The following is a 21,918-nucleotide window of genomic DNA, read 5'->3' as shown; positions in this document are numbered from 1 at the left end:
ATCTCGGCTCGGACCGCTTCTGAACAGTGTTTTCTGCCGGCGGCGGGGCCAATGACCACGTAGTCCTGCAGGGAGAACGCCGCGGTGGAAATATGCCGAACGTGGCGACAAGTAAAGCGCAGACCATTTCCTACCCGGCCCTGGGCGCACGCCCGCATCGGCATGACGAGTTCTCGGTGCACCCGCACGTCGTCGTGTTGTTCGGTGCGACGGGTGACCTCGCCAGACGCAAGTTGATCCCCGGCCTCGCCTACTTGGACCAATCCGATCTGGCGCCGCACATCGAAATCGTCGCCACCTCGCTCGAGGATATCTCGCGCGACGAGTTCCTCGAGGTGGCCAAGGCGGCGATCGACGACTTCGGAACGCACAAGCTCACCAAGGAAGAGTGGGAGCGGTTCGCCGAGACCGTCACCTACGTCGCACAGAGCGCAGGTCCCGAGGCATTGGCTGCCGCGGTCGAGGAGGCCGAGGAGAGGCTCGGGCCCGACGTGCATCGCCTGCACTATTTGTCCGTACCGCCGAAGGCGGCGCGCGCGGTGATCACCATGCTGCGCGACGCAAAGCTGGTCGAACGGTCGCGGGTGGTCATGGAGAAGCCGTTCGGCACCGATCTGGCCAGCGCGGTTGAACTCAACGACTTCGTCCACGAGACCTTCGACGAGAACCAGATCTTCCGCATCGACCACTTCCTCGGCAAGGAGGCCGCGCAGAACATCCTGGCCTTCCGGTTCGCCAACGGCCTGTTCGAGCCGATTTGGAATCGCAACTTCATCGACCACATCCAGATCGACATCCCGGAGACGCTGGGGTTGGACGAGCGGGCCAACTTCTACGAGAGCACCGGTGCCTACAAGGACATGGTGGTCACTCACCTATTTCAAGTGATGGCATTCGTGGTGATGGAGCCGCCGACCGCCCTGGAGCCCCGTGCGATCAGCGAGGAGAAGAACAAGGTGTTCCGCTCCATGCTGCCGGTGAAGTGTTCTGACGTGGTACGCGGACAGTTCACCGGGTACCGCGAGTTAGAGGGTGTGGCAAGAGATTCCGATAGCGAGACCTTCATCGCGTTGAAGGTCGGCATCGACAACTGGCGGTGGGCGGGTGTGCCGATCTATCTGCGCACCGGCAAGCGGATGGCCGAGGGTATGCGGATCATCTCGATCGCGTTCAAGGAGGCGCCGCGATCCATGTTCCCCGCCGGATCCGGTGTCGGCGCTCAAGGCCCCGACCATCTGACCTTCGACCTGGCCGACAACTCCAAAGTGTCGCTGTCCTTCTACGGTAAGCGGCCCGGCCCCGGCATGAAGCTCGACAAGTTGTCGATGCAGTTCTCGACGCAGGAGATCGACTCGTCGACCGAGGTGCTCGAGGCATACGAGCGCCTGATTCTCGACGCGATGCGGGGCGACCACACACTGTTCACCACGGCGGAGGGCATCGAGTCGCTGTGGGAGCGTTCGGAGTACCTGCTGTCCGACCCGCCTCCGGCCAAGCCCTACCCGCAGGGCACCTGGGGCCCCAACGCCATCCACCAACTGGTCGCGCCCAACGCGTGGCGGCTGCCGTTCGAGCGGAGCTGGCGCGAGCACAAGCACGACGACTGCTAGTACGCCACCTCGCAGGGATGCTGACGGCAACCGACGCGCCCTCCTTGGCCTCCAGGACGGCACCGAACGAAATCGCTACGACCGCATAGCATTCCAGGCGCGCCCCTAATGATTTCGATGGTACTCAGGGACGTTGGCTTGACTGCTCTCGAGCGCCTCCGTCAAAGCGGCACTTCATCGGGCTTTCGAGCGGCCGCCGGCACAGCTCCCGCCCTATGTCCTGGAGTGACCGGTTATTCGGCGTTTGGCTCGCCGTGGTGTCAACGGATCCTGAGTGAATCTGTGAATCGTCGCCACCGGACGGGGCCCCCCGCGGCAAAGAAAGGCCACCGAAGCCTGGGCAGCCAAGCGTTCACGAGGCACTGCATTTACGCGCGCATTATGCGAGGCGCTGTTCACGTGTAAATGACCTTGAAAAAGAAGCCGATTCCGAGATGCCTTGTCTACGAAGCGATCTAGATCAGCTACTTCGCCCGTCAAAGCAGCGAGGATAGATCAGTTGAATCTAATTGACGCGACTTAAAATTTCCTGAGGAATACCGATTAGTTTCCCAAGAGTGGGGTAAGTCTCCCAGATCTGATAAACGAACCCTGTGAGGGGGAGCACCATGCACGCAGCCACAATCCGCCCATATACGACGATGGGCATAGCTCTAGTCGGTGCCAGCGCCATCGCTGTCGCTCCGATCATTCCGGTCACCGCACCGCCGGATATCTCAATTCCCAGTTCGATTGTCTCTAGCGCTCCCATCGAATTGGCGTCGTTCCACGAGGACCTCCTCGCTGTGCTGGGCCCGCTGCTTGCTGGGCTGGATCCTGGACAGGTCTTCGAGCTGCTCAACGATCTACTCCTCGTGAATGGTGGCCTGTTCGGGGGCTTGGCGCTGGTGGTCGACTCACTGCTCGACGGCCTGACCGACCTGCTGAGATTTGGTGTGCCGCCAGTGCTCGCCGCTCTGGTGCCCGTGCTGAGCGAAGTCTTCGACGGCCTGACCCAGGTGCTGGCACAGGGTGTCGTGCCCGTGCTTCAGACAGTTTTCGCCGGCCTGGCGGTAGTGGTTGTTAGCTTGACGCCCCTTTTGTTCCCGGTGACTTTTGGGCTCGGAGCACTTCTCACTGGGTTGGGCCTAGGGTTGGCCGGTCTGTTGGGCGGGTTGCCACTGGTGTTGGGCGGTCTGTTGGGCGGCATCATTCCGCTGGCGGCGCCGGCTGTGGCAGGAGCAACGACCTTCGGAGCCACCGACCTGGAGAATGGGGCTGCGGCGCAAACCTTCGATCTCTCAGTCGATTCGGCCGCACCGGCCGAGGAGAGCGTGGCCGAGGAGGCTGCGGCGGTGCCCGAGGCAGCGCCGGAGGAAGCCACTCCGGTGGCGGAGGAAGTCGTCGAGGAAGTTTCCGCGCCGACAGAAGAGGCGACTGTGACGGAGGAGACCGACGAGGTCGAGACCGCGACGGTCACAAATGAGACGGCCACCGATGACACCGCGACGTCCGGCGAGGACAGCGCAGCCACCGACGGCAGCACAACGGACTCGACCGGTGACAGCTCGACTGGCACCGACTCGAGCGACGCGGGCAGCGCCGACTCCGGCGACGCAGGTAGCGACGACTCCGGTGACGCCGGTAGCGCCGGTACCGGCGACGCAGGTAACGACGCGGCCTGAGCTCACCGCACGACAGTCGACCCGGGTGCGCGGCGCGAGAGCACGTGCACCCGGTTCGGCGTGCCACCTGCGCGGCCACAAAGGCGCTGTGCTGCAACGAGACTCATCACTCCTGCAGGCTCTCGCGAAGCGTCGTCCCGGAATAGCGGGTGCGATGGCGTAGCGAGGCCGTTGCAAAGAAGAGGCCCCGACGCCGATGACGGCAGCCGGGGCTCCTGTGCTCGGGCTACTTGGCCTTCTCGAGGATCTCGACCAGCCGCCAGCGCTTCGTGGCTGACAGCGGGCGGGTTTCCATCAGCGAAACTCGGTCGCCGATGCCTGCGATGCCGTTCTCATCGTGCGCCTTCACCTTGGTGGTGGTGCGGATGATCTTGCCGTAGAGCGGATGGCGGTTGCGGTCCTCGATCTCGACCACGATCGTCTTCTGCATCTTGTCGCTGACGACGTAGCCGATGCGGGTCTTGCGGCGGCCGCGCGGTTTCTCAGTGCGCGGCGTGTGCTTCGAGCCCGCCTCGCCTGTCTTGGTTGCCTTGTCTGCCATTACGATTCCTCACCAACGGGCCCGGAAGCCAGACCCAATTCACGTTCGCGCAGGACGGTGTACACGCGCGCAATCTCCTGGCGCACAATGCGCAGCCGGCGGTTGTTGGCCAGCTGGCCGGTGGCCATCTGGAAGCGCAGGTTGAACAACTCTTCCTTGGACTCGCGCAGCTTGCCGGCCAACTCGTCGTCGGTCAGCTCGCGCAGTTCGCCCGGCGTCACTCCCACTGCCATCAGAAGTGCTCCTCTCGGGTAACGATGCGTGCCTTGATCGGCAGCTTGTGAATCGCGCGGGTGAGTGCGTCCCGAGCGGTCTTCTCATCGGGATAGCTAAGCTCGAACAGCACGCGGCCGGGCTTGACGTTGGCCACCCACCATTCCGGCGAGCCCTTACCAGAACCCATACGGGTCTCGGCCGGCTTCTTGGTCAGCGGGCGGTCGGGGAAGATGTTGATCCACACCTTGCCGCCACGCTTGATGTGCCGGTTGATGGCGATACGAGCGGACTCGATCTGCCGGTTGGTGATGTATGCGTGCTCCAGTGCCTGGATGCCGTAGTCACCGAAGCTCACCGACGTACCACCGCTGGCTACGCCACGCTGCCTCGGGTGATGTTGCTTGCGGTGCTTGACTTTACGGGGAATCAACATGACTCAGCTCTCCGTCGTGTCGGTGGTCTGCGAGGGCGGAGCCTCGGCTGCCGCGCCCGCGGCCGCCTCGGTGCCTGCCGCCGCCTCCGCGACAGCGGGTGCCTGTTCGGTACCCGACTGCGCCGGACCGGCGTCGCCGCCGGAGGCGGCACGACCCGCCTCGGTGCTCGTCGCGGTCGTGCCCGATGCGCCACTGCGACGCGGGCGAGTGCCCGAGGGACGCTCGCGGCGCGGACGATCGGCACCTGCCGGGGCGGCGGCGGACAGCTCCCGCTTGCCACCGACGATGTCGCCCTTGTAGATCCAGACTTTTACGCCGATGCGGCCGAAGGTCGTCTTCGCCTCGTACAGGCCGTAGTCGATATCGGCACGCAGCGTATGCAGCGGGACGCGGCCCTCGCGGTAGAACTCCGAGCGGCTCATCTCTGCGCCGCCGAGGCGACCCGAGCACTGCACGCGGATGCCCTTGACGTTGGGTTGGCGCATCGCGGACTGAATGGCCTTGCGCATCGCACGACGGAACGCCACGCGGTTGCTCAGCTGCTCGGCCACGCCCTGGGCCACCAGTTGCGCCTGCGACTCAGGGTTCTTCACCTCGAGGATGTTCAGCTGAACCTGCTTGCCGGTCAGCTTCTCCAGATCGGCGCGGATGCGGTCGGCCTCGGTGCCACGGCGGCCGATGACGATGCCCGGCCGGGCGGTGTGAATGTCGACGCGGACCCGGTCACGGGTGCGTTCGATCTCCACATCGGCGATGCCTGCCCGCTCCAGACCGGTGGCCAGCAGTCGACGGATCGCGACGTCTTCCTTGACATAGTCCTTGTACTGCTTGTCGGCGTACCACCGGGACTTCCAGTCGGTGGTGATACCGAGCCGGAAGCCGTGGGGATTGATCTTCTGGCCCACTACTCTGAGCCCTCCTTCGCTTCGTCAGAAGCCTTGGATCCAGCGGACTTCTTGGCTTTGCCCGATGTCGCCGACTTCGCGGCTCCGGAAGCCTTTTTCGCTGCCGCCTCGGGTGACTTGGCAGGAGCCTTCTTCGCAGGAGCCTTCTCGGCAGTCGCCGTCTCCGCGGTCGCCTTGGTGGCCGGTGCCTTCTTCGCGGCGGCGGCCTTGCTGCCCTGCGCGCGACGCGCGCGCGAGCTGCTGGCCGAGGCGCGTCCACCGCGCTCCTCCCGGCTCGCCCTGCTCTCCACGATCACCGTGATGTGACTGGTGCGCTTACGGATTCGGAATGCACGTCCCTGCGCGCGCGGCCGGATGCGCTTGGCAGTCGGACCCTCATCGGCATAGACGGTGGCGACAACCAGCGTGGAGGGATCGAGTCCCTCGTTGTTCTGCGCGTTGGCGGCCGCGCTCGCGATCACCTTGGCGACCGGCTCACTGGCGGCCTGCGGTGCCCAGCGCAGGATGTCCAGCGCTTCGGACACCGACTTGCCGCGTACCAGGTCGATGACCCGGCGCGCCTTGGTCGCCGAGACGCGGACGAAGCGAGCCTTCGCCGTCGCGGTCGGGTATTCGGTCTCAACAGAGGTCATCGCCGTTTGGCCTTCCGGTCATCTTTGATGTGACCCTTGAACGTGCGGGTGGGTGCGAACTCGCCGAGCTTGTGTCCGACCATCGCCTCGGTGACGAACACCGGGACGTGCTTGCGGCCGTCGTGCACCGCAAAGGTGTGCCCGATGAAGTCGGGGATGATGGTCGACCGGCGAGACCAGGTCTTGATGACCTGCTTGCTGTTCTTCTCGTTCTGGACGTCGACCTTCTTGAGGAGATGGTCGTCGACGAACGGACCTTTTTTCAGGCTGCGTGGCATCGTTCTTTCTCCTGGCTACTTCTACCGGTGATGCTTCTTGCCGGTACGCCGGCGTCTGACGATGAGCTTGTCGCTTGGCTTGTGCGACTTACGGGTACGGCCCTCGGGCTTACCCCACGGGCTGACCGGGTGACGGCCGCCGGAGGTCTTGCCCTCACCGCCGCCGTGCGGGTGGTCGACCGGGTTCATCACGACACCGCGGACGGTCGGGCGCTTGCCCTTCCACCGCATACGGCCGGCCTTACCCCAGTTGATGTTCGCCTGCTCGGCGTTGCCGACCTCGCCGACGGTGGCGCGGCAGCGCACGTCGACGCGACGGATCTCACCGCTGGGCATACGCAGGGAGGCGTACGTGCCTTCCTTACCAAGCAGCTGGATGCCCGCGCCCGCGGACCGGGCCAGCTTGGCGCCGCCGCCAGGCCGCATTTCGACGGCGTGGATGACGGTACCGGCCGGGATGTTGCGCAGCGGCAGGTTGTTTCCGGGCTTGATGTCGGCGTTGGCGCCGGACTCGACGATGTGTCCCTGCTTCAGGCCCGAGGGGGCGATGATGTAGCGCTTCTCGCCATCGAGGTAGTGCAGCAGCGCGATGTTGGCGGTGCGGTTCGGGTCGTACTCGATGTGAGCGACCTTCGCGTTGACGCCGTCCTTGTCGTGGCGACGGAAGTCGATCACGCGATACGCACGCTTGTGGCCACCGCCCTTGTGCCGGGTGGTGATTCGACCGTGCGCGTTACGCCCGCCTTTGCCGTGCAGCGGCTTGACGAGCGACTTCTCCGGAGTCGAGCGAGTGATCTCGGCGAAATCGGAGACGCTCGCACCGCGGCGACCGGGGGTCGTCGGCTTGTACTTGCGAATAGCCATCTTCTAAATCTCCCTGCCGGCTAGGCCGGCGCTCCGAACAGATCGATGGGCTTGCTGCCCTCGGCGAGCGTGACGATGGCGCGCTTGGTGCTCTTGCGCGTGCCATAGCCGGCACGGGTGCGCTTACGCTTGCCCTGGCGGTTGGCGGTGTTCACCGACGAGACCTTGACCTTGAAGATCTTCTCGATCGCGATCTTGATCTGCGTCTTGTTCGAGTCAGGATGAACGATGAACGTGTAGACGTTGTCCTCGATCAGCCCGTAGGACTTCTCGGAGATGACCGGCGACAGGATGATGTCGCGCGGATCGGTGACGGTCGCCATCAGGCCGATACCTCCTCGGTCTTGTCCTGCTTGGTGCTCGCACTGATGTAGGAATCCAGCGCCTCGACGCTGAACACCACGTCGTCGGCATGCAGCACGTCATAGGTGTTGAGCTGATCCGGCGAAAGCACATGAACGCCCGGCAGATTGCGCACGCTCAGGACACTGGTTTCGTCGCTGCGGCCGATGACGATCAGCACCTGCTTGCCCTCGACCAGAGTGGCCAGGAACGCCTTGGCGCTCTTCGTCGACGGCGCCTGGCCCTCGACCAGTTCGGTCACCGCGTGGATGCGGCCGTTGCGGGCCCGGTCGGACAACGCACCGAGCAGCGCGGCACGGATCATCTTCTTGGGTGTGCGCTCGCTGTAGTCGCGCGGCTTCGGGCCGTGCACCGTGCCACCGCCGGTGAACTGAGGCGCACGCGTCGAACCCTGGCGGGCGCGACCCGTGCCCTTCTGCCGGTAGGGTTTCCGGCCACCGCCGCGGACGTCGCCACGGGTCTTGGTGGAGTGGGTGCCCTGGCGGGCCGCCGCGAGTTGCGCCGTAACCACCTGATGCATCAGCGCGATGTTCGGCTCGACGTCGAACAGCTCGGCGGGCAGCTCGACGGATCCGTCCTTCGTGCCTGCCGGGGTGTGGACGTCGATCTTGACAGATTTGGTAGCCATTATTTCTCGCCTCGCTTGATCGCGCTCCGAACCATCACCAGGCCACCGGTGCGGCCGGGAATGGCGCCCTTGATCAGCAACACGCCGTTTTCGGCATCGACCTTGTGCACCAACAGGTTCTGCGTGGTGATGCGGTCGTTGCCCATCCGGCCCGACATCCGGGTGCCTTTGAACACGCGGCCCGGGGTGGCACAGCCACCGATCGAGCCGGGGCGACGGTGCACGGCCTGCGCACCGTGGCTGGCGCCCTGACCCTTGAAGCCGTGGCGCTTCATGGTGCCCGCGAAGCCCTTGCCCTTGGAGGTGCCCGTCACGTCGACATAGGTTCCGTCGGCGAAGATCTCGGCTGTCAGCTCCTGGCCGACCTCGAATTCGGCGGCAGCGGTCTCATCGTCGAGCCGCAGCTCGGCGAGGTGCCTGCGCGGGTTGACGTTCGAAGCCTTGTACTGCCCGGTGACGGGCTTGTTCACCTTGCGCGGGCTGATTTCGCCGTACGCCAACTGAACTGCGCTGTAGCCGTCGCGCTCCGGGGTGCGGATGCGCGTCACGACGTTCGGGCCTGCCTTGACGACCGTGACCGGCACGACTTTGTTGTTCTCGTCGAACACCTGCGTCATACCCATCTTGGTGCCCAAAATGCCTTTTCTAGCCATTTGTTTCGGGTCTCCTACTGGATGTTGACGTCGACGCTCGCCGGCAGATCGATGCGCATGAGAGCGTCAACGGTCTTCGGCGTCGGGTCGAGGATGTCGATCAGCCGCTTGTGCGTACGCATCTCGAAGTGCTCCCGCGAGTCCTTGTACTTGTGCGGGGACCGGATGACGCAATACACGTTCTTCTCGGTCGGCAGCGGCACTGGACCAACGACGCTGGCGCCGGTACGGGTGACCGTCTCAACGATCTTGCGCGCAGAGGCGTCAATCGCCTCGTGGTCGTAGGCCTTGAGCCTGATGCGGATCTTTTGTCCCGCCACGCTTCTCCTACCTCGCTCCTGCTTCGTACTTCGGCCGCGCTTTGTCAGCGCTGGTACTGCCGCCGCTGTTTACCTGTCTATGTACACCGGCCCCCGCGGTCGGGTGTGTCGCCCGCACGCATACTCCGCCTCGACGGAAATCCGCCATTGTCGAAGTTGGCACCGGATGCGCCCGTTTGGGCGCCGGTTGTGTGCCCGGCCAGGCGCGAACCCGGCTCAGAGCAACCCGACCAGTATGCCTTATCGCGCGGGCTGCTCCAAATCCCTGGCCCTGGGACTGCCGCGCAGGCAGGCGACCCTGTTCACACGGTAGCCGCTGAGCTTTCTTACTCGAGAGTAAGGTAGGTCGCCATGGCCGCTCAGACCACCACCTATCAGATGTGGAAACGCCTCGCAGGCCGTCCCGGCGGCACCCGGCTGTTCTCGACCGCGGCGATGGTGCGGGTGCCTTACTTTGCCTCGATCGTCCCGCACGTGGTCCGGATGGAGCCGGGACTGGCCGAGGTAACGGTGCCCAAGTGGTTCTTCGTCTACAACCATCTGCGCACCGTGCACGCGATCGCCTCGTGCAACGCCGCGGAGATCGCGATGGGCATGTTGATGGAGGCCACGGTGCCGACCAGCCACCGCTGGATTCCCAAGGCGATGACGGTGCAGTACCTGGAGAAAGCGACGTCGTCGCTGCGGGCGACCGCCCGTATCGAGCCGCCGGACTTCTCGGCGATCACCGAGGGCCTCGAGCTGACTGTTCCGGTCAGCGTGACCGACAAGGCGGGCACCGAGGTCGTGCATGCCGACATCACCTGCTGGGTCACGCCCGCCTACTGACGCCCAAACCAACGTTCGGGCGGGATAGTGCGAGTAGATCGCTGCAAAACGTCGATCTCGGCGCGAGTCGAATTATCTGGGCAGGTTCGCCCAGAACGGGCACTGGTGGCTCTCATCGAAGGTGGTGACGGTTCGGCTGCCGTCGGGCTGCAGCGACATCCACTGTTGTGCCGCGGTGTCGGCGCCGAGCGCGGGCCAACGCGGTTGGCCGACGGCCTCTGGCGCCCCTTCGGTGACGAACCGGCTCCAGTAATCCAGCATTTGATCGGACAATGCCTGCTGTGCGGGGTCCATCGGCTCCGCGCCGCCGACCTCGAAGAGGAACCGGAGCTCCAGTGAATGGCTCGCCCCGACGGGAAACGGCAACGTGCGCATCGCTTCCGGCGCCGGCGCGTCGCGGTCGTTGAATTCGTAGGCGTAGACCGGCCCGACCCTGGCGAGGTCGTCGCTCATCCGCTCGGCGACACACGAGAACACCCCGTCAGTGACGGCCGCCGAGTACGCCGACGCCACCATGCCGCCGTAGTTGGTGGGCGGATACCGGTCGCCGACAGCAGCAGCGTTGTCGCCGAACGTGTCTCGCAGCAGCTGCGGATACTGTTCGGCGGTGTAGGGCTTGCCCAGTCGGAGATACTGCAGCGCGACGAACAGAGTGAATTCGTCGCGGTTCGTGCCGATCAGAATTGGCACGCGCGCCGCGTCGTTCTTCGCCATCGCGGTGACCGGATCGCTCGGCAGGACCGCGCTTCGGGTGACCGGGCCGGGAAGCGTGTCTTCACCGATGCCGAAGAACATCACGGGTTTTCGCAACTTGTCCACCGGCAGCGACCGCAGGCAGTCACCCGCCGTTTTTCTGTCGTCGCATCCCGCCTTCGCCGCGTACTCGACACTGCGCTGTTCCGCCGTCGCCAGATCCGCCTGTGCACCGCACGGGGCACTCTGAATGATGGCGGCGGCGAACAATCCCTTCGAGGCCGGTGCGACGAGGTGGTCACACACCGACATGCCGCCCGCAGATTCACCGGCGACGGTGACCTTCAAGGGGTCGCCGCCGAAGTTGGCGATGTTGTCCTTGACCCAGCGCAGCGCGGCTTGTTGATCCTGGAGCCCGTAGTTCCCCACATCACCGGGCGGGCCGAGCGACGGATCCGCCAGAAACCCGAGTGTTCCCAGCCGGTAGTTGATGGTGACGACGATGACGTCGCGCGAAACCAGCCATCTGCCGTCGTAGATCTTGCCGCTGCCGCCGGTGAACGAACCGCCGTGGATCCAGATCATGACGGGACGCGGCGTGCCGGTCATCTCCGGGGTCCAAATATTGAGACTCAGGCAGTCTTCGTCGCTCTGCTTGCCGAACTCCGGGTCGGCGCCGGGATCCTGGATGCACCGCGGACCGGGTTCGGTGGCATCGCGGATTCCCGTCCAGGCCCGCACAGGCGCGGGTGGCCGGAAGCGCAGCGGACCGACAGGCGCTGCGGCATAAGGTATGCCGGCGAAGAACCGGTGATCGGCTTCGACGACACCGCGGACGGTGCCCGCGGCCGTTCTCACCAGCGAGGTATCCGTCTGCGGCGCGGGCGGCGTCGGGACAACCGGCGACGGCGGCTCGAGGATCGCGGGAACGGCTGCTCGCGGCGACGCCCCGACGAGCCGTCCGAGCGCGACCACCAGCACCGTCGCCATCACGACGAGCAGGACCACTCGCAGGCTTCGAGCCGTCCCTGGCTGCACGAAACTGACACTACGCAGGCTTTCAGCCGAAACCCTGGATCAGGGGTGTGACGATCCCTTAGACTGGGAACTTGACACCCGTCAAGTTCACGTAACCCACTTTCCAGGAGATCCATGAGCCCGCGCACGATGGACGAGGCTGCCAAGGTACTGGCCGACCCGACGGCATACGCCAACGACGACCGGTTGCACGCCGCGCTCGCCGAGCTGCGGGCGAACAATCCGGTGGCCTGGGTCGACAATCCGCCGTACCGGCCGTTCTGGGCGATCACCAAGCACGAGGACATCATGGCCATCGAGCGGGCGAACGACTTGTTCCTTTCGGAGCCGCGCCCGCTGCTGGCCACCGCAGAGACCGACGACGTGCTCAAGCAACAACAAGAGGCCGGGATGGGCATCCGCACGCTCATCCACATGGACGATCCGCACCACCGCAAGGTTCGGGCCATCGGCGCGGACTGGTTCCGACCCAAGGCGATGCGAGCCCTCAAGGTGCGCGTGGACGAACTCGCCAAGCGCTACGTCGACACCATGCGCGACATCGGCCCGGAGTGTGACTTCGTCGAGGCAATCGCCGTCAACTTCCCTCTCTACGTGATCCTTTCACTTCTCGGCCTGCCCGAAGACGACTTCCCGCGCATGATGAAGCTGACGCAGGAGATGTTCGGAGGTGATGACGAGGAGCACCGCCGAGGCGACAGCACCGAAGATCTCCTCGCCGTGCTCGCCGACTTCTTCAACTACTTCGCAGCGTTGACCGCTTCGCGCCGGGAGAAGCCGACCGAGGACCTGGCCTCCGCCATTGCCAACGGCCGCGTCGACGGCGAGCTGATGTCGGATATGGACACGCTCTCCTACTACGTGATCGTCGCCAGCGCCGGTCACGACACCACCAAGGACGCGATCTCAGGCGGTCTGCACGCACTCATCCAGAATCCCGGTGAGCTGGCACGGTTGCGCGACAACATGGATCTGATGCCGACCGCGGTCGAGGAGATGATCCGCTGGGCCACTCCGGTCAAGGAGTTCATGCGCACCGCAGCCGAGGACACCACGGTCCGCGGGGTACCCATCGCCAAGGGTGAATCCGTCTACCTTGCTTATGTTTCGGGGAACCGCGACGAGGACGTCTTCGCCGACCCGTTCCGGTTCGACGTAGGCCGCGACCCCAACAAGCACGTGGCGTTCGGATACGGCGTGCACTTCTGCCTCGGCGCCGCGCTCGCGCGGATGGAGATGAACAGCCTGTTCACCGAATTGGTGCCGCGGCTCGAGTCCATCGAACTGGCGGGCGAGCCCGAACTGACGGCGACGACGTTCGTCGGCGGGCTCAAGCACCTGCCTATTCGCTACTCGCTGCGCTGAGGCCTGTGCTCTTACGGTGGGTGGCCAGGAAACCGTCCACTGCTGACACCGAGATCTCGCGATAGTCGAAATCCGGCAAAGTTGACAGCTTGCCCAAAGCGATTGGGCCGAGCAACAATGCCGCCGCTTTGGTGCGATCCACGTCGCCCAGTTCGGCGACGGCCTGCGGGCTGCTTAGTATCGCCTCGAACGGTGCGGCGTACTGTTCGGCGACGCGCTCTCGAAGTGTCTGCACCTCCGGGCTGTCGCGCGCACTACGGTGTGGTGCACCGGGCAACCTCTCCAGGTCGCCGCCGAGCGTCAGCCACGACATCGCGGTCAGGGTGACCGGCGCCTCAGCGATCAACTCGGCTTGCGCTTGAACCAGGGCGATCAACCGGTCCCGCAAGGACCCTTCAGCGGGTGGCGTCGGCGCAGGCGGGATCAGTGCGTGAAAAGCCGCTGCCACCAGGTCATTTCCGCTAGGGAAATGGCGATAGAGCGTTGCCCTCGCTACGTTGGCGGCACGGGTGACCGCATCGACGGTCACCGCGCTCGGGCCTCCAGACCGGAGCAACGCAGTCGCTGCGTCGAGTAACCGGGCCCGCGATCGCGCAGGTCGTGGGTCGACGCGCCCGCCGGTCATGGTTTGGCCCGCGTCCGCGAGGGTATGAAGACTGTCGGTCTCCCTACAAGACTGTTAGTCTCAAAAGTTATCGATCGAAAGTGGGCGACGACTATGGTCGACACCTCCGTCCGGTCCTCGGCACAGGACGACGCACGCCTCACCGATCTGTCGACGCGTGCGCGACTGTGGCTGCTGGCTGTCGCCTGCATGGATGTACTGATGGTCATCACCTCGATGGTCGCGCTGAACGCCGCCCTTCCTGATATTGCGTTGGAGACCAGTGCAACTCAGGGGCAGCTTACGTGGATTGTCGACGGCTACACACTGGTTCTGGCATGCCTGTTGCTACCCGCAGGAGCTCTCGGCGACCGATACGGCCGGCGCGGCGCGCTGCTCGCCGGCTTGGGCATATTCGCAATGGCGTCGTTTGCTCCGATCGTCTTCGACAGCCCCCTCGAGATCATCATCGCCCGCTCAGTCGCGGGAGCGGGCGCTGCGCTGATCATGCCTGCCACCCTGTCGCTGCTGACTGCTGCCTATCCGAAATCCGAACGCAATAAGGCCGTCGGAATATGGGCAGGCGTCTGCGGTTCCGGGGCCGTGATCGGCTTCCTCGGCAGCGGAGTGCTTCTGCAGTTCTTCTCGTGGCAATCGATCTTCTGGGCGTTCACTGCGGCGAGCGTCGTGATGTTCATCCTCACCTGCACCGTCGCATCGTCTCGCGACGAAATGGCCACGTCCGTGGACTGGGTCGGCGCTGCGTTGATCGGTGGCGCGGTAGCAATTTTCGTGTTCGGTGTCGTCGAAGCTCCAATTCGCGGTTGGACTCATCCGCTCGTCGTGGCCTGCATGGCTGCAGGCATCGCACTCACCGCCGCGTTCGTGGCCGTTGAACTACGACAGCGCCATCCGCTGCTGGACGTTCGGCTGTTCAATCGTCCCGACTTCGCGACCGGCTCGGTGGGCATCACGTTCCTGTTCCTCGCCAACTTCGGCTTCTTCTTCGTCCAGATGCAGTACATGCAGCTCGTGATGGGCTACACCCCGCTGCAGACCGCATTCGCGCTCTCCCCGCTTGCGTTGCCGATCCTTTTGTTGAGCGCGACGATGCACCTCTACCTGCCCAAGATCGGCCTGCGAACAACGGTGTCCGTCGGCCTCACCTTTATCGCCGTCGGCCTGTTGTGCCTGTGCACTCTGACGGCTGACTCCTCGTACCTGGGCCTCGCCTGGCCACTGCTTATCACGGCGGTGGGGATCGGGTTGTGTACGGCACCGACGACGACTGCGATCATGCACGCCGTTCCGAACGAGAAGCAGGGCGTGGCGTCCGCAGTCAACGACACCACGCGGGAAGTCGGTGCCGCACTGGGTATTGCGATCGCAGGATCGGTCCTGGCGGCACAATTCCACAACCAGCTGGCGCCTGCACTCGCCGCGTTCCCCGCACAGATCCGCGAAGCTGCGCTCGACTCCCTGGCCCACTCACTGGCTGTCGCCGAGCGGATGGGCCCACAGGGGGCGCAGCTGGCACAAGCGGCAAACGACGCCTTCACTCGCGCGATGCACACCTCACTGATCGTGCTGAGCTGTGTGGTGCTTGCCGCCGCCGCGTTCATCGCGGTATGGGCACCGGGCCGCGACGGCAAGCAGCTACGGATCGTGCGACGGCTGGCGGGACGCGCGTCAGGCGTCGATGAACTCGGCGGCGCGATGCCCGAGCATCACGATCGTGGCGTGGGGACCGCGGCCGGTGACGGTCGGCAGGACCGACCCGTCAACGACCCATAACCGGTCGGCGCCGCGCACCCGGCACCGCTCGTCGACGACCGCTGTGTCATCTTCGTCGGGGCCCATCGGCGCGGTCGCACACAGATGCTGCGACGTGGACCAGGCTGCCTGGCCGACTTTCGTTGAGCTGGAGGCTAGTTCACGGGCCAACTCAGCACCCGCGCTCAGCATCGCGACATCGTGCGGATCGCTGTCGTATCGGTGCTCGATGACCGGGGTCACCGCCGGGTCGTCCGACACCACTCGCAGCCTGCCCCTTGACCTGGGCCGCATCAGCGCGACACCGATGTGCGGGCGATCCGCCGGGTCTTCGGCGCCCAGGCGTCCCACCATGGCTCCGAAGCCCCGGGTGTAGGGGCGAATCTCCAGCCCGTTCGGCGTGGTCAGTATCGCCTCGACAGGGGGAAGATCGTGGCTCGGCGTCCAGTCCACCGGCAGCACCCATTCGGGATGGTCGCTCGTGCGCTCCCCCACCGGCGCCTTTGAAACGACAGGGATCCCCGCGGCGGTGAGCGCGTCCTCAGGTCCCACACCGGAAACCATCAGCAGCTGTGCCGACCCGATCGCACCGGCAGACAATACAATTCGATCTGCCGAGAGCATCTTGTCGCCGTCCGAATCCGTACATTCCACACCGACCGCGCGCTGTTGTTCGAACCGGATACGCACGACCCGGGTATCGGCGATCAGCGTTACGTTGGGGCGGGCGAGCGCAGGCTGCAGGAACGCGCCGCCGGGACCGACCCTGATTCCTCCGTTGATGTTCAGCGGTACGGCACCGATTCCCACCGGAAGCGGATCGCCGGCACCCACACCATTGAGATCGGCTACCCACGGATATCCCAGTTCGGCAGCCGCATTTACGAAGGCCCTGGTGCAACCGTCGAATTCAGATACTCGACGCACGATTATCGGACCAGAAGAGCCGTGCAGCGGCCCGACGAAGTCGAGATCATTCTCGATCGACAGGAAGTGCGGCAGCACATCAGCCCAGGACCAGCCGGCAACAGCCCACCTGTCGAAGTCCTCCGGAAGCGCCCGACAGAAGTAACCACCGTTGACGGCCCCAGACCCGCCGACGACCGCACCGCGCATGATGTGGCCCGTCCGAGCGGGCTGATCGGTCAGCGTCGACGCATAGTGCCGCACCACCGAGCTGGCTGCGCCGATCGGCATTCGAACCGCATCGGTGATCTGGCTGCTGACTTTGGGATCAGACGGTGCCGGACCGGCCTCCACGACCGTGATCCGACAGCCCACATCACGCGAAAGACGTTCTGTTAAGACCGATCCGGCACTACCGGCGCCGACTATCAATACGTCGCTGTGCAACGCGGCTTCAGGTCCGGATCTGCGGCTTGAGGGCGCCGACATGACGTTCACGCACTACGCCGGTCCACAGCCCGGTTCCGTAGGCGATGTCGTCGAGTCGCTTCAGCAGCAGGTAGCTGACAAGGCCGACCGGCTTCGTGTCGTCGTCGGCGTTGCCGCGACGCTTGACCCAGTCCGCGACACCGTCGATGATCGCGGCGATCAGCACCACATTCCTACAGCGGCGGGACAACACCGCGAGGATCAGGGCGATGGGCCAATAGTGCCGACAGATCGCCGCGGCCAGCTGCAGGGCCCCCGACCAGAGGCCATGGGCGGCGACGACCGCGACTTCCTTGGGTTCGGTGTCGACGGTGCCGAGCGAGTTGGCGATCCTGCGCCCAGTGATCGTCGCGACCACCATGGACGCCAGGTACCCGATCGGCGACCCCATCGTCAGCAGGATCCACACCAACAACGTCCATCCGGAGATCACCAGCGGTGCGGTCTTACCGGGGTGGCGAACCGACAGTGGGGCGGCCGATTCGCCGTAGAAAGCTCTGCGCGCGAACCACTCTCGCAACTGCGTACGGTGCTCGTGAGCCACCATGGCGATGGGTTCGTAGCGCAACCGGGCGCCTGCCTCGACGAACCGCCAGCACAGGTCGACGTCCTCGCCGGATTTCAGCGTCTCGTCGAATCCGCCGACCTGCGTCAGAACCGATCGCCTACAGATGATCGCTGCACTCGGCACGTAGGCGACAGTGCCGTAGGGAACCACCGGAGCCTCGCGCTGGCCGAGGTCCAGCGATGAGCGGACCGCCTCGTACCGCGCCACCAAGTTGTCCGGCTGCGCAAGGTTGACGATGCGCGGTGCCACCAAGGCCACCGCCGGGTCGCAGAAGTGGCCGAGCAGCGCCTCGAGCCATCCGCGCCGCGGCACTACGTCCGAGTCGAGGAATGCGACGAAGTCGGTGGTGCACACGGCCAAGCCGGTGTTCCGCGCGGCCGCAGGGCCCCTGCTGCGGGGATGGCGCAACACGCGGACGTCACAGTGCATGCCGTTGAAGTCGGCGTGCTGGATAGGCGTCGCCGATCCGTCGTCGACCACCACCACCCGCATGCCGCGCAATGTAGGCGCCAGCCGATGTACACCGGATATGTTGTTGCGCACTGGGATTACGACGGTGACGTCGCGATGGGAGGGACCGCTGGCGGGCCTGGGATGCGCAACTGTCGCGTCGAGGAGCGTACGCGCGACCTGCGCGCTCAGCGCGTCGTGCACCTCGAGCCGACCACCGTTGAGCATGGTCTGCGCGGCGGGCGCCAGCCGCAGCAGCCGGGTGGGGGAACCCCCGAGCAGCGCCGAGCCCTCCCCGAGCACCTTGACTCGGCGATCGACCTGTACGGCGAACCCGTCGGGCAGCCGCGGGTGGCTCACGTGAGCATCCCGTCACGGTCCGGCTTCCAGCGCGCTATCCGCCTGACGCACCCGTCGACCATCTCGGCGAACAAGCGTTCACCTTCGGCCGCGGTGGCCGTCGTGGGATCCCCTAGAACGCCCAGCTCACTCACCGCAGCCATCCCCCCGTTGCGCATCGCGGGCAGCAGTTCGGCCAGCGGTGCCCGATTCCCGGTGACCAGCTCATCGAGCCGCACAGCCTCCGGCGAAATATGTAGCAATACAGATGTTTCGGTGTGTCCGGCGTGGGCATCGGAGTTCGGCACGCCACATGAGCACCACGCGACGTCGCGTCCCTCGTACCTCAGCAATGCCGTCGCAGCGGTCATGGCCTCGACGTTTCCCCCGTGCCCGTTGACGAACACCAGCCGCCCCGCCCAGCCGGCTGCCGACCTGCCGAACTCCACCAGCAACAGCCGCAACGCCGAGGTGCCGATGGACACCGTGCCGGGAAAGCTCTCGTGTTCGCCGCTGGCGCCGTAGTTGATCGGTGGTGCAATCGTCCATCCGGAATCATGATCGGCGCCCGCCAGGCGTTCAGCTGCCTCGCGTGCGACTGCTGCGGCGATCCGGGTATCAGTGTCCAGCGGCAGGTGCGGTCCATGCTGTTCGGTAGAACCTACCGGGATAATCAACGTGGGTGAAGTGCCGTGCAGCTGCCTCGACGTTGAGTTCCCTAGCTCGCTGGGGAAAGCCACGAGCCGATGGTAGGACGAATTCACCTGCTGTGCGCAGGTTGTTGGCGCATGCGTAGATTTTGTTTTCCGTTAATTTGCCGCGGGGGCTGCCCGCTAATCAGGTCGGCCTCCCCTGCCACGCGGGTTTTACACGCAATATCGCTGGTAGCGGAGTTGGATCGTCAGGCGCCAGGTTCGGACGGCACCCCGAGCGCCCGGATGAAGCCCGGCGGTACGACGACGTCGCCCTCAACGAGGTCGTGCACCGAAGCGCGGCCGAGTCCCATCATCGCCGAGTCGATACCACCGCGGAGGACGTCGAGCACGTTCTCGACGCCTGCCTGACCCTCGGCCGCCAGCCCCCAGAGATACGCGCGCCCGATCATGACCGCCTTCGCTCCGAGCGCCAGCGCCTTGACCACGTCGCTGCCGCGACGCACGCCGCCGTCGAGCAGCACCTCGATCTGATCGCCAACCGCGTCCGCGATAGGTCCAAGGGCCCGGATCGACGCCGGTGTTCCGTCCAGATTGTTACCGCCGTGATTCGACACCGATATCGCCGAAACACCGGACTCCACTGCGCGTTTCGCGTCATCGACGCGCATCACGCCCTTGAGCATGAACGGCCCGCCCCACAGCTCACGCAGCCAGGCGATGTCCTCCCAGGTCGGCGGGGGCGTGGCCATCCACTCGCCGTAGGCGGCGAAGAAGGGTGGCCCCGGTTCGCCGAGCGATGCCTGGTTCGGCACCCGCAGATCCGGCGGGCGCATGGTCTTGGCCCATTGCAGAAGCCAGCCGGGCCGGGTGAGGCCCTCGGGAAGCATACGCACGGTGGTGCGCAGATTCATGTGTTCGGGAATCTTCGGGCTGCCCCAGTCACGGCCGTGCGCGAAGCTCCAGTCCGTCGTGGCGATCAAGCCGACGGCACCGGCCGCCCTGGCGCGTTCCACCCGGGCGGCGATCGCGTCTCTGCCGCCGAGCCAGTACACCTGGAAGAACGTCTTCGGGTTGGCGGCGACAACCTCCTCGATCGGTTTGCTGGCGAACGAGGACAGACCCATCGCCGTGCCCCTGGCGGCCGCAGCGCGGGCGACGGCGACCTCGCCGTCCGGATGGACTGCCTGCACACCCGTCGGCGAGATCAGCACAGGCAGCGAAATCTCCTGCCCCATAACGGTCGTCGCCAGATCGCGCTTCTCGATGGCGCCGACGACATGCGGCGCGAACCCCAGCTCGCCGAACGCGTCGACATTGTCGGCGACTGTGATGCCCTTCTCACTGGCGGCGAGTAGCGCACTGTAGACGGACTTCGGCAGCCTCTTCTTCGCCCGCTGCTGGGCGAACGCCACCGTCTCGAACCACTTGTCTCGTGCCATGACTCAGACCGGACTTTCGTTACACAGGCGGGACGGAGCCGCTCCGGCGGCGACATTCAGCCGGCGTGGTTTGGTCGTCAGAACCAGCGGAATCGGCCCCTGCTTGGTTCCTCGGGAATGGTCGCCACTGGGCTTCGGCTTGACCCGCTCTTTTTCGAGTGCCGGAACTCCCCAACCCTCAACGCATTCGGGGTCGGGGCCGTCGAGCGGAAGGCCGGTGAAGAACTTTGCGGCCATGCAACCGCCGCGGCAGCTGTCGTAATGTCCACAGCTCCCGCAGGCGCCGGCCGACTGCGGCTCCCGCAGCTCGCGGAACAGCGGCGCGTTCTTCCAGACACTGTCAAAGCCGCCGTCGGACAGGATGTTTCCAGCCAGGAACCGGTCGTGGATGGCGAACGGGCAGGCGTATACGTCGCCGACAGGGTCGATGAGGCAGACCACGCGACCGGCGCCGCACAGGTTGAGCCCGGCGAGTGCGCCAGGCGCACCAAGCCCGGACAGGTGGAAGAAGGAGTCACCGGTGAGCACACGGTCGCCACGCTCGACCAGCCAGTCGTAGAGCTGAACCTGCTGTTGCGGGGTCGGATGCAATTCGTCCCAGACGTCTGCACCACGGCCGGAAGGCCTGAGCCGCGTGATGCGCAGAGTTGCCCCGTAACGCGCTGCCAGAGCAGCGAATTCGTCAAGTTGATCGACGTTGTGGCGCGTCACGACCACTGAGATCTTGGCGTCCTTGAAACCGGCGTCGGCGAGATTCTCCAATGCTCGGATCGCCATCGCGAACGAGCCTTCGCCGCGCACGGCGTCGTTGACCTCGGCGGTGGCGCCGTCGAGCGATATCTGCACATCGACGTAGTCGCTGGCGGCGAGCTTGGCCGCGACCTCGCTGGTGATGCGCACGCCGTTGGTCGAGAACTTCACCCCGACACGATGTGCGGTGGCGTAGTCGACGAGCTCCCAGAAGTCCGGCCGCACAGTGGGCTCGCCGCCGCCGATGTTCACATAGAACACCTGCATGCGCTCGAGTTCGTCGATGATGTCCTTGCACTGCTGGGTGGACAGCTCCCGCGGATCACGCTTACCCGACGACGACAGACAGTGCACGCACGCAAGATTGCACGCGTAGGTCAGCTCCCAGGTCAGGCAGATCGGCGCGTCGAGGCCATGCTCGAACTGCTCGACCAGCCGTGGCACAGGCTGAACTGAGGTCATGTGTTCTCTCCCGTTACGAGCATCTTCGACTCGGCCAGCACACCGAGGGCATGCAGATACGGACCCTGCTGCGCGTCGTCGACGCCGGCCGCGCGACAGGCAGACCTGACGTCGGGGTGATCGCCCAGCGAGTTGATCACCTCGACGATGGTCCGGTTTTTCAGGAACGACAGCTTGCGCGTGCCGAAGTGATACAGCAGCGCGCCGAACGGCTCAGGCCGCACCGCCACCTGGTGGTGCAGCCGCCAACTGGCGTTCGGGTCGAACGTCATGGTCAGTAGACCCCGCACATCCCGTCGATCGAGACCTCTTCGACCAGCGTCTCGGTGACGAGCTCGGCCTCGTTGTTCTCCTGCTGCTGCGGCTCCATGCTTCACGCCTTTCTGTAACCGGGTCTCGACAAATGTGATCGAGATCGCAAGAATATGGCATCGAGTGCCAGAATGGAAG

Annotated in this window: 25 protein-coding genes; 5 read left to right on the top strand and 20 right to left on the bottom strand. The window is 65.2% G+C overall.

Annotated elements, in window-relative coordinates; translation table 11 throughout:
• The first annotated feature begins 101 nt into the window (after positions 1-101).
• Both zwf and C6A82_RS05180 read left to right on the top strand, forming a co-directional pair.
• Positions 102-1,610, top strand: a complete 1,509-nt coding sequence (zwf, locus tag C6A82_RS05185; RefSeq protein WP_105346252.1) for a glucose-6-phosphate dehydrogenase — start codon at positions 102-104, stop codon at positions 1,608-1,610.
• 608 nt (positions 1,611-2,218) lie between these two features.
• Complete coding sequence (locus tag C6A82_RS05180) at positions 2,219-3,274, top strand: hypothetical protein (protein WP_142405982.1); 1,056 nt, start codon at positions 2,219-2,221, stop codon at positions 3,272-3,274.
• A 226-nt stretch (positions 3,275-3,500) separates the two neighbouring features.
• Here the strand turns inward: C6A82_RS05180 and rpsQ are convergent, their stop codons facing one another.
• Genes rpsQ through rpsJ form a run of 11 tightly spaced genes read right to left on the bottom strand, consistent with a single transcriptional unit; the run spans position 3,501 to position 9,108 of the window.
• A complete protein-coding gene (rpsQ, locus tag C6A82_RS05175) occupies positions 3,501-3,815 on the bottom strand; it encodes a 30S ribosomal protein S17 (protein ID WP_105346243.1) in 315 nt (104 codons plus the stop codon).
• A complete protein-coding gene (rpmC, locus tag C6A82_RS05170) occupies positions 3,815-4,048 on the bottom strand; it encodes a 50S ribosomal protein L29 (protein ID WP_105346241.1) in 234 nt (77 codons plus the stop codon). Before rpmC ends, rpsQ begins: the two co-directional genes overlap by 1 nt.
• A complete protein-coding gene (gene rplP, locus C6A82_RS05165; RefSeq protein WP_105346239.1) occupies positions 4,048-4,464 on the bottom strand; it encodes a 50S ribosomal protein L16 in 417 nt (138 codons plus the stop codon). The genes rpmC and rplP overlap by 1 nt, the downstream gene beginning before the upstream one ends.
• A gap of 3 nt (positions 4,465-4,467) precedes the next feature.
• On the bottom strand, positions 4,468-5,370 hold the full coding sequence (gene rpsC, locus C6A82_RS05160; protein WP_105346238.1) for a 30S ribosomal protein S3: 903 nt from the start codon (positions 5,368-5,370) through the stop codon (positions 4,468-4,470).
• Complete coding sequence (gene rplV, locus C6A82_RS05155) at positions 5,370-6,002, bottom strand: 50S ribosomal protein L22 (protein WP_105346236.1); 633 nt, start codon at positions 6,000-6,002, stop codon at positions 5,370-5,372. Before rplV ends, rpsC begins: the two co-directional genes overlap by 1 nt.
• Positions 5,999-6,280 (bottom strand): 30S ribosomal protein S19, encoded by a 282-nt coding sequence (rpsS, locus tag C6A82_RS05150; protein WP_025738376.1) that lies wholly within the window; start codon positions 6,278-6,280, stop codon positions 5,999-6,001. Before rpsS ends, rplV begins: the two co-directional genes overlap by 4 nt.
• A gap of 21 nt (positions 6,281-6,301) precedes the next feature.
• Positions 6,302-7,144 (bottom strand): 50S ribosomal protein L2, encoded by an 843-nt coding sequence (gene rplB / locus C6A82_RS05145; protein ID WP_105346234.1) that lies wholly within the window; start codon positions 7,142-7,144, stop codon positions 6,302-6,304.
• 20 nt (positions 7,145-7,164) lie between these two features.
• On the bottom strand, positions 7,165-7,467 hold the full coding sequence (rplW, locus tag C6A82_RS05140; RefSeq protein WP_105346232.1) for a 50S ribosomal protein L23: 303 nt from the start codon (positions 7,465-7,467) through the stop codon (positions 7,165-7,167).
• Positions 7,467-8,135 carry a 50S ribosomal protein L4 gene (gene rplD, locus C6A82_RS05135; protein WP_105346231.1) on the bottom strand — a complete coding sequence of 223 codons (669 nt, stop codon included), beginning with the start codon at positions 8,133-8,135 and terminating at the stop codon, positions 7,467-7,469. The genes rplW and rplD overlap by 1 nt, the downstream gene beginning before the upstream one ends.
• Entirely contained in the window at positions 8,135-8,788 is a 654-nt protein-coding gene (gene rplC, locus C6A82_RS05130) for a 50S ribosomal protein L3 (protein ID WP_105346229.1), read from the bottom strand. The genes rplD and rplC overlap by 1 nt, the downstream gene beginning before the upstream one ends.
• 14 nt (positions 8,789-8,802) lie before the next feature.
• A complete protein-coding gene (gene rpsJ, locus C6A82_RS05125) occupies positions 8,803-9,108 on the bottom strand; it encodes a 30S ribosomal protein S10 (RefSeq protein WP_003883485.1) in 306 nt (101 codons plus the stop codon).
• 351 nt (positions 9,109-9,459) lie between these two features.
• Between rpsJ and C6A82_RS05120 the strand changes: the two genes are divergently transcribed.
• Positions 9,460-9,936 (top strand): hotdog fold domain-containing protein, encoded by a 477-nt coding sequence (locus tag C6A82_RS05120; RefSeq protein WP_105346227.1) that lies wholly within the window; start codon positions 9,460-9,462, stop codon positions 9,934-9,936.
• A gap of 72 nt (positions 9,937-10,008) precedes the next feature.
• On the opposite strand, the gene C6A82_RS05115 is transcribed toward C6A82_RS05120, so the two are convergent.
• Positions 10,009-11,667 carry a carboxylesterase/lipase family protein gene (locus C6A82_RS05115; protein ID WP_233216989.1) on the bottom strand — a complete coding sequence of 553 codons (1,659 nt, stop codon included), beginning with the start codon at positions 11,665-11,667 and terminating at the stop codon, positions 10,009-10,011.
• A gap of 114 nt (positions 11,668-11,781) precedes the next feature.
• Between C6A82_RS05115 and C6A82_RS05110 the strand changes: the two genes are divergently transcribed.
• Positions 11,782-13,032, top strand: coding sequence for a cytochrome P450 (locus C6A82_RS05110; RefSeq protein WP_105346225.1), 1,251 nt, complete (start codon positions 11,782-11,784; stop codon positions 13,030-13,032).
• Here the strand turns inward: C6A82_RS05110 and C6A82_RS05105 are convergent.
• Entirely contained in the window at positions 13,010-13,657 is a 648-nt protein-coding gene (locus C6A82_RS05105; RefSeq protein WP_105346223.1) for a TetR/AcrR family transcriptional regulator, read from the bottom strand. The two genes, C6A82_RS05110 and C6A82_RS05105, sit on opposite strands and share 23 nt — an antisense overlap.
• 93 nt (positions 13,658-13,750) lie before the next feature.
• Between C6A82_RS05105 and C6A82_RS05100 the strand changes: the two genes are divergently transcribed.
• Positions 13,751-15,430 (top strand): MFS transporter, encoded by a 1,680-nt coding sequence (locus C6A82_RS05100; protein ID WP_105346222.1) that lies wholly within the window; start codon positions 13,751-13,753, stop codon positions 15,428-15,430.
• On the opposite strand, the gene mftG is transcribed toward C6A82_RS05100, so the two are convergent.
• From mftG to mftA, 7 genes are all read right to left on the bottom strand, one after another.
• Positions 15,326-16,804, bottom strand: coding sequence for a mycofactocin system GMC family oxidoreductase MftG (gene mftG / locus C6A82_RS05095; protein WP_105346248.1), 1,479 nt, complete (start codon positions 16,802-16,804; stop codon positions 15,326-15,328). The two genes, C6A82_RS05100 and mftG, sit on opposite strands and share 105 nt — an antisense overlap.
• Positions 16,770-18,182: a mycofactocin biosynthesis glycosyltransferase MftF gene (gene mftF, locus C6A82_RS05090; RefSeq protein ID WP_105346220.1), complete on the bottom strand. Its 1,413-nt coding sequence runs from the start codon at positions 18,180-18,182 to the stop codon at positions 16,770-16,772. The genes mftG and mftF overlap by 35 nt, the downstream gene beginning before the upstream one ends.
• Positions 18,179-18,925 carry a mycofactocin biosynthesis peptidyl-dipeptidase MftE gene (gene mftE, locus C6A82_RS05085; protein ID WP_105346218.1) on the bottom strand — a complete coding sequence of 249 codons (747 nt, stop codon included), beginning with the start codon at positions 18,923-18,925 and terminating at the stop codon, positions 18,179-18,181. The genes mftF and mftE overlap by 4 nt, the downstream gene beginning before the upstream one ends.
• A 137-nt stretch (positions 18,926-19,062) precedes the next feature.
• Positions 19,063-20,256, bottom strand: a complete 1,194-nt coding sequence (mftD, locus tag C6A82_RS05080; RefSeq protein WP_105346217.1) for a pre-mycofactocin synthase MftD — start codon at positions 20,254-20,256, stop codon at positions 19,063-19,065.
• Between the two features lie 3 nt (positions 20,257-20,259).
• Positions 20,260-21,468, bottom strand: a complete 1,209-nt coding sequence (gene mftC, locus C6A82_RS05075) for a mycofactocin radical SAM maturase (RefSeq protein WP_105346215.1) — start codon at positions 21,466-21,468, stop codon at positions 20,260-20,262.
• Complete coding sequence (mftB, locus tag C6A82_RS05070; protein ID WP_105346213.1) at positions 21,465-21,740, bottom strand: mycofactocin biosynthesis chaperone MftB; 276 nt, start codon at positions 21,738-21,740, stop codon at positions 21,465-21,467. The genes mftC and mftB overlap by 4 nt, the downstream gene beginning before the upstream one ends.
• A gap of 2 nt (positions 21,741-21,742) precedes the next feature.
• Positions 21,743-21,838, bottom strand: a complete 96-nt coding sequence (mftA, locus tag C6A82_RS05065) for a mycofactocin precursor MftA (protein ID WP_105346212.1) — start codon at positions 21,836-21,838, stop codon at positions 21,743-21,745.
• Between the last annotated feature and the right edge of the window lie 80 nt (positions 21,839-21,918).

Origin of the sequence: Mycobacterium sp. ITM-2016-00318 (genome assembly GCF_002968285.2) — a bacterium.
Taxonomy (GTDB): domain Bacteria; phylum Actinomycetota; class Actinomycetes; order Mycobacteriales; family Mycobacteriaceae; genus Mycobacterium.
The sequence above is the reverse complement of the archived record's forward strand: the minus strand, read 5'-3'. Positions and strand labels throughout refer to the sequence as shown.

What these genes read in the sequence shown, in the direction of transcription:
- rplP (WP_105346239.1), bottom strand. Translation starts at nt 4,464, where the DNA reads ATGTTGATTCCCCGTAAAGTCAAGCACCGCAAGCAACATCACCCGAGG.
- rplC (WP_105346229.1), bottom strand. Translation starts at nt 8,788, where the DNA reads ATGGCTAGAAAAGGCATTTTGGGCACCAAGATGGGTATGACGCAGGTG.
- C6A82_RS05110 (WP_105346225.1), top strand. Translation starts at nt 11,782, where the DNA reads ATGAGCCCGCGCACGATGGACGAGGCTGCCAAGGTACTGGCCGACCCG.
- C6A82_RS05100 (WP_105346222.1), top strand. Translation starts at nt 13,751, where the DNA reads ATGGTCGACACCTCCGTCCGGTCCTCGGCACAGGACGACGCACGCCTC.
- rplB (WP_105346234.1), bottom strand. Translation starts at nt 7,144, where the DNA reads ATGGCTATTCGCAAGTACAAGCCGACGACCCCCGGTCGCCGCGGTGCG.
- mftC (WP_105346215.1), bottom strand. Translation starts at nt 21,468, where the DNA reads ATGACCTCAGTTCAGCCTGTGCCACGGCTGGTCGAGCAGTTCGAGCAT.
- mftG (WP_105346248.1), bottom strand. Translation starts at nt 16,804, where the DNA reads ATGTCGGCGCCCTCAAGCCGCAGATCCGGACCTGAAGCCGCGTTGCAC.
- C6A82_RS05120 (WP_105346227.1), top strand. Translation starts at nt 9,460, where the DNA reads ATGGCCGCTCAGACCACCACCTATCAGATGTGGAAACGCCTCGCAGGC.
- rplW (WP_105346232.1), bottom strand. Translation starts at nt 7,467, where the DNA reads ATGGCGACCGTCACCGATCCGCGCGACATCATCCTGTCGCCGGTCATC.
- C6A82_RS05105 (WP_105346223.1), bottom strand. Translation starts at nt 13,657, where the DNA reads ATGACCGGCGGGCGCGTCGACCCACGACCTGCGCGATCGCGGGCCCGG.
- mftA (WP_105346212.1), bottom strand. Translation starts at nt 21,838, where the DNA reads ATGGAGCCGCAGCAGCAGGAGAACAACGAGGCCGAGCTCGTCACCGAG.
- C6A82_RS05180 (WP_142405982.1), top strand. Translation starts at nt 2,219, where the DNA reads ATGCACGCAGCCACAATCCGCCCATATACGACGATGGGCATAGCTCTA.
- rplD (WP_105346231.1), bottom strand. Translation starts at nt 8,135, where the DNA reads ATGGCTACCAAATCTGTCAAGATCGACGTCCACACCCCGGCAGGCACG.
- rpmC (WP_105346241.1), bottom strand. Translation starts at nt 4,048, where the DNA reads ATGGCAGTGGGAGTGACGCCGGGCGAACTGCGCGAGCTGACCGACGAC.
- rpsQ (WP_105346243.1), bottom strand. Translation starts at nt 3,815, where the DNA reads ATGGCAGACAAGGCAACCAAGACAGGCGAGGCGGGCTCGAAGCACACG.
- mftD (WP_105346217.1), bottom strand. Translation starts at nt 20,256, where the DNA reads ATGGCACGAGACAAGTGGTTCGAGACGGTGGCGTTCGCCCAGCAGCGG.
- mftB (WP_105346213.1), bottom strand. Translation starts at nt 21,740, where the DNA reads ATGACGTTCGACCCGAACGCCAGTTGGCGGCTGCACCACCAGGTGGCG.
- rplV (WP_105346236.1), bottom strand. Translation starts at nt 6,002, where the DNA reads ATGACCTCTGTTGAGACCGAATACCCGACCGCGACGGCGAAGGCTCGC.
- rpsS (WP_025738376.1), bottom strand. Translation starts at nt 6,280, where the DNA reads ATGCCACGCAGCCTGAAAAAAGGTCCGTTCGTCGACGACCATCTCCTC.